This is a genomic window from Erythrobacter sp. (genome assembly GCF_023653175.1).
Lineage (GTDB): Bacteria > Pseudomonadota > Alphaproteobacteria > Sphingomonadales > Sphingomonadaceae > Erythrobacter.
The window spans coordinates 1-5,589 of record NZ_JAMNXL010000212.1 but is presented as its reverse complement, the minus strand read 5'-3'; the positions used below and the strand labels follow the sequence as shown (position 1 = coordinate 5,589).

Annotated in this window: 4 protein-coding genes; 2 read left to right on the top strand and 2 right to left on the bottom strand. The window is 64.9% G+C overall.

The window, feature by feature from the left end:
* Positions 1-378: TonB-dependent receptor plug domain-containing protein (locus tag NBV68_RS17185; protein ID WP_296312185.1), on the bottom strand; the 378-nt coding region annotated here is incomplete at its 3' end.
* Between the two features lie 265 nt (positions 379-643).
* Between NBV68_RS17185 and NBV68_RS17180 the strand changes: the two genes are divergently transcribed.
* Both NBV68_RS17180 and NBV68_RS17175 read left to right on the top strand, forming a co-directional pair.
* A complete protein-coding gene (locus NBV68_RS17180; protein ID WP_296312182.1) occupies positions 644-2,347 on the top strand; it encodes a PDZ domain-containing protein in 1,704 nt (567 codons plus the stop codon).
* Positions 2,344-2,946: a hypothetical protein gene (locus tag NBV68_RS17175; RefSeq protein WP_296312179.1), complete on the top strand. Its 603-nt coding sequence runs from the start codon at positions 2,344-2,346 to the stop codon at positions 2,944-2,946. Before NBV68_RS17180 ends, NBV68_RS17175 begins: the two co-directional genes overlap by 4 nt.
* A gap of 45 nt (positions 2,947-2,991) precedes the next feature.
* Here the strand turns inward: NBV68_RS17175 and NBV68_RS17170 are convergent, their stop codons facing one another.
* Positions 2,992-5,412: a DNA translocase FtsK 4TM domain-containing protein gene (locus NBV68_RS17170; RefSeq protein ID WP_296312177.1), complete on the bottom strand. Its 2,421-nt coding sequence runs from the start codon at positions 5,410-5,412 to the stop codon at positions 2,992-2,994.
* Between the last annotated feature and the right edge of the window lie 177 nt (positions 5,413-5,589).

The following is a 5,589-nucleotide window of genomic DNA, read 5'->3' as shown; positions in this document are numbered from 1 at the left end:
GTCGACGCCGTTGTAATAGAGCGTGACGCGCGGGCCCTGCTGCGCCGAGCCCGAGTCCGAGGTGATGCCGCGGATCACGACGCCCGGGTTGTTGGCGCTCTGTTCCTGGATGAGCAGGCCCGGGATGTAATAGGACAGCTCGTCGAGATCGCCGACGCCCAGTTCGCGGATGCGCTCGCCGGTGGTGGCGCTGATGGTGATCGGCACGTCGAGCGCGCGCTGCTCGATCTTCTGGGTGGTGACGATGATCTCGTTGCCCGAGGCGGTGTCGTCCTTGGTGGCAGCGGTGTCATCCTGCGCGAAGGCGGCGTGCGGCGCGGCGGCGAGAGTGGCGGCGAGCGCGACCAGCGAGGTGCGCGTGAAACGGGTGCGAAGCATGAGGGGAGGCCCTTACGAGTGGAGAGAGGCCTCGCCTGTGACAGCGCTTGGTGACGATGCTGCGACGCAGCAATGAAGGCTGCATGACGCGCGCCTTACAGTTTCGGGACGTTGCCCTTTTGCATCTGCTGGCGCGCCTCCGCGCCCCCCGATGGCAATATCATGGCCCGATCAGTCGCTCGGCCAGCAAGTCCTTGCGAAAGTTCGCGAGTTGCGTCACTCTGCCCGCACGATTGTTGAAATCGATCAGATCCGGGGGGGTAACATGAAAATCTTGCGCAGCGTCGCGCTGCTTGGCGCCGTTATTGTCGGCGCTCCGGCAATGGCCCAAGTCGAGCCGAACTCGGACTTTCTGCTGATCCCTGATTTTTACCACCAGGATGCAGACGGAAACTGGGTTGAGTATCGCGTGGCCGGCTTCTCCGGGCCAAAGGTTGATGGCGTCAAGCCGAAGCTTTGGCTGCTGCCGAATATGTGGGTCGTGCCCGAAGCGATCCGTTACACCGACAGAAATGGCAACCCCATCCAGCCGACCTCGACCACTGCCTCGCTCGTGAAGACGATCGGCGTTCCCGTTAGCTACAATGCGCGCCTGCCGATTGTCCCACAACAGGCGGCAATTGGCGCAGCGCTCGCTGGGGAGGCTCTGGTCAGTTACGATACGCGTCCGGCAGTCGATCCCTTCGGCAATCCGCAGATGATCCCTGCTGCAACTGCGAATTTCGAAGTCAGGCAGTTGATCCTTAACAGTTATCTGCAGCGTAAGCCGTGGTACGACCAACTCGACGCGCATGTGCGGACCTATCAAAGTTACCAGACGAGCAGCGCTGTGCTCAACGAGGTCCGTCTGGCTTTGCTGATCGATGGCATCGAAGTGGCATCGCGCGAATACCCGGGATCGCAGATCGTACTTTCTAACAATCTGCCACCCATCGCCTTGGTCAACCCAAGCCCGTATGAGGTGAACAAGATCCGCAACGGCGACTTCGAGGTCAACGTCGCATTCCGATTTCGCGATGCCAAGTGGGCATTCGTGCAGGGGCGTTACAACGCGAGGCTCGCAATCGACCGGTTCGTCGAAGAGACTCAGAAAGCGACCACAAAATACCGCTCATCCGGTTTTCAGGTGCTGGGCTTTGGCAGTCGACGCAAGCGGCTAAAACAGTCCATGACACAAAGCCTTGAATACAAAGACAATGTAGACATCATCAACAGTACGCAGATCATCAGCTTCGACGCAACGGAAGACATGATCAAGCGCTTTGAGGACGCATTCTTCCCCACGATATCCCGTGACGATCTGATTGTGCGGCACGAGGCAGCGGCGAAAAAGGCGCAAGACGAGGGCAAACCTGAACTCGCCAAGTTGCACACCGACTACGCGATCGCGATGAAGAACGACGATCCAAGCCTTGAGGTCGATATGGAGAAAGCTGCGGCCGCTCTTAGCGCGCAGGATTTCGCGGGATTCCTCGCCCACGGCGTGCGGTTCTCGAGCAACGACCAAAGCAGCTCAAACGACTTCCGCCGCGTGATCAACCTGCAGGCGGAGATTGACGAGAGAAAGGAGTGGCTCGAATATCGTCAGACCAGCGTGCAGCGCGAGACCATTTTCCCTCTTGCGATCCGGTCGCGCGGTGAAGCGCGGGGCTCGCTGGGCCTGTGCGACGGGCATACGGGACCATTCCAGATCGTGCGCCCATTCAATCAGGTGCAGACCGTTAATTCGCTTCTTGTCACATGTGTGGTTCCGGGCAGCCCAATGGCGCGTGCCAACCTGCTGCCCGGAACTGTCATCTTGTCCATCGACGGGCAACTGCCCGCCAGTGCTCAGGATCTTGACCAGCTGCTCGATCGAACCAGACCGGGCGATGAGCTGCAAATCCGCTACGCCAATGGCTTCGGCCCGCAGGGCACGATCATTGCCGACAAGTGGGTGACGCTCGTGCGAGGGAAGCCGATACCGTGACGCGGGGGCTTACCTTGCTGCTGGCCGGGGCAGCCCTGGTCGGACCGGCAGCGCAGGCCGCGCCGGCCGATTGCATGTCCACCGATCCCGCCATGTGGCTGACCAGTGACGCGCAGCGCGCCTTGCGCACACGCCTGATGGGTTACTTCGTCTGTCCTGACGATGCCGTGAATGGCCCGCTCGCCGATCGGGTCGCCTGCAACTACTTTGCCGGCAAGGTGATCGCCGACCTCTACGGGTTCGATGACTTCGCCTTGCCGGGCGGCGGCTGGATGACCGCCAATGCGATCGCCAGCGAGGCTGCGTCCAATCCGGCCTGGCGGCGCATCGGCGGGGCGTCGGATCAGGCGGCGCTGACCGCTGCCGCGCGCGCGGCAACCGCAGGTCGTCCGGTCATTGCGGTCAAGACCGGATCGCCGGGCCATGTCGCGCTGGTGCTGCCGGGCGACGTCAAACGCTCCGGGACATGGGACCGCGACGTGCCCAATTCGGCGTCGTTCTCGCTGGACAACGTCGACAAGGCCTATGCGTTCTGCCGCCTGTCCTATGCTTTCGGCTCGGCGAATGGGGTCATTCTGTACGAGCGTCGCGCAAGCTAGGCGCGCGCTGGCGGCAAGGCAGCAGAGGTTCTTCCGCGTGAAAAATCAGATCGGGTTGCCGTCGGAATCGCGGAAGATCTCCCGACGGCCGACATGGTTGGCCGGGCCGACGAAGCCGTCTTCCTCCATCCGCTCGATCCACTTGGCCGCGGTGTTGTAGCCCACGCCCATCTGGCGCTGGAGCCACGAACCGCTCGCTTTCTGGTTCTCGAACACGATCTGGCAGGCCTGACGGTATTTGCGCTCTTCCGGATTGTCCGAGGCGGTGAGGTCGTCCTCGAAGCCGAAACCGCCGAAGCCTTCCTCGGGCTCTTCGGTGACGGCGTCGACATAGGCGGGCGAGCCTTGCGCGCGCCAGTGGACGGCGACCGCCTCGACCTCCTCGTCCGAGACGAACGGTCCGTGGACGCGCACCATCGCGCCGGTGTTGGGCTTGTATAGCATGTCGCCCTTGCCCAGCAGCTGTTCGGCGCCCTGCTCGCCGAGGATCGTGCGGCTGTCGATACGGCTGGTCACCTTGAAGCTGATGCGGGTGGGCAGGTTGGCCTTGATAACCCCGGTGATGACGTCGACCGAAGGCCGCTGCGTCGCCATGATCAGGTGGATCCCCGCCGCGCGGCTCTTCTGGCTGAGGCGCTGGATCAGCACCTCGATCTCCTTGCCGACGGTGACCATCAGGTCGGCGAGCTCGTCGACGATCAGCACGATCTGCGGCAGCGGCTGGTAATCGAGCTGTTCTTCCTCGAACAATTGCTCGCCGGTCTCGGGGTCGAACCCGGTCTGCACCCGGCGGCCCAAGGGCTTGCCCTTGGCGATCGCGGCCGAGACCTTCTCGTTGAAGGAGTTGATGTTGCGCGAGGAGATCGCGCTCATCATCCGGTAGCGCCGCTCCATCTCCTCGACCGCCCATTTGAGCGCGCGCACCGACTTGGCCGGCTCGGTCACCACGGGCGAGAGGAGGTGCGGGATGTCGTCATAGACGCTGAGTTCGAGCACCTTGGGGTCGATCAGGATCAGCCGCAGCTCGGCCGGGGTGAAGCGGTAGAGCAGCGAGAGCAGAATGACGTTCAATCCCACCGACTTGCCCGAGCCGGTGGTCCCCGCCACCAGCAGGTGCGGCATCGCGGCAAGATCGGCGATGATGGGTTCGCCCGCGATGTCCTTGCCGAGGATCACCGGCAGGTTGCCCTTGGCATCCACGAAGGCGGCCGCCGCGGCGAGCTCCTTGAGCATCACCACCTGGCGGTCCTGATTGGGCAGCTCGATGCCCATGACGGTGCGCCCCGGGATCGGCGAGACGCGCGCGGAGATCGCGCTCATGTTGCGGGCGATGTCTTCGGCGAGGCCCACCACGCGGCTGGCCTTGATCCCCGGTGCGGGTTCCAGCTCGTACATCGTGACGACCGGGCCCGTGCGCACCGCGGTGATCTCGCCCTTGACGTTGAAATCGTCGAGCACGTTCTCGAGCAGCCGCGCGTTGCGTTCGAGCGCGAGCTTGTCGAGCTTGGGGCCCTTGTCGGCCGGGGGTTCGGCGAGCAGGTCGAGGCTCGGCAGGGTGAAGGGCGCGAACATGTCGCCCTGCGCTGTCTTGCCGGTGGCGGCGCGCTTGGGCGGGGCGGAGGGATCGCTGATCTCGGGCGCGCGGCGCGGGCGATCCTCGGCGATGGATGCCGGTGCGGCCTCGCCTTTGGCGGCGCGGCGCGGGCGGGCGGGAGCCTCGTCCTCGTCTTCATCCTTGATCTCGCCGGCGAAGGTGAGCGCGTTCTGCTGGCGGCCCGAAAACGGCAGGCGGCGCATCAGCCCCGCCAGCGAGCCCCCGCCGAGGAATTCGGGCAGGCTCATCAGCACCCGCCAGTCGATCGCGAAGATCCGCGTCAGCAGCGCCACCCCTGCGCCAAGGCAGGCAAGCGCGAGGCCGAGGGTCACCCAGCCTTCCGCCGCCTCGCCGAAGCGCGCCGCAACAGCCTGGATCGCGCCCGCGCCGAGCAGCCCCGCAAGCCCGCCCGATTGCGCCGGCAGCGTGCCCCCCGGCCCTTCGAACATGAGGCTGAGGACGGTCGCGACGAGGCTCATCGCGATCAGCAGCAGCGCGGTCGGCATCCACCAGGCGGTGGTCTCGGGCGCGTCGCCGTTCTCGACATCGCGCCACAGCTTGCGGGCAGAGACATAGAGCAGCGGCAGCAACAGCACGCCGGGCAGGCCGAACACCAGCAGCACGCGGTCCGCCGCCCAGGCCCCGGCGCGGCCCATCCAGTTGGCGACCTCGCCCGGGTCGGCCGCGGTCGAGGGGCTGGGATCGGTCTGGGTGTAGCTGGCAAGTGCGAGCGCGAGGAAGACGCCCGCGCCCAGCAGCAGCCCCGCGCCGGTCATCTGCGCGATGCGGCGCATGCTTCGCCGCAGCCCTGCGCGCCATTCGGCGTCGGTCTGGCGAACGGGTTTACTGGGTGCGACCGCGCGGCTGGCCATGGGGATTCTCCTGTGCGGAACACATCATGAATCCTCGGGCGAGTCCGGTCAAGGAAAGAGCGACGAGCGACATGGGCAGGGATCGCACCTGGTCACCCCCGTTCCCTCTCATTGTCATCAAGTCAGGAGAGGCCATCGATCGCCGCCCATCGGGGCCAGGCGAGCCTGCGCGCCCGC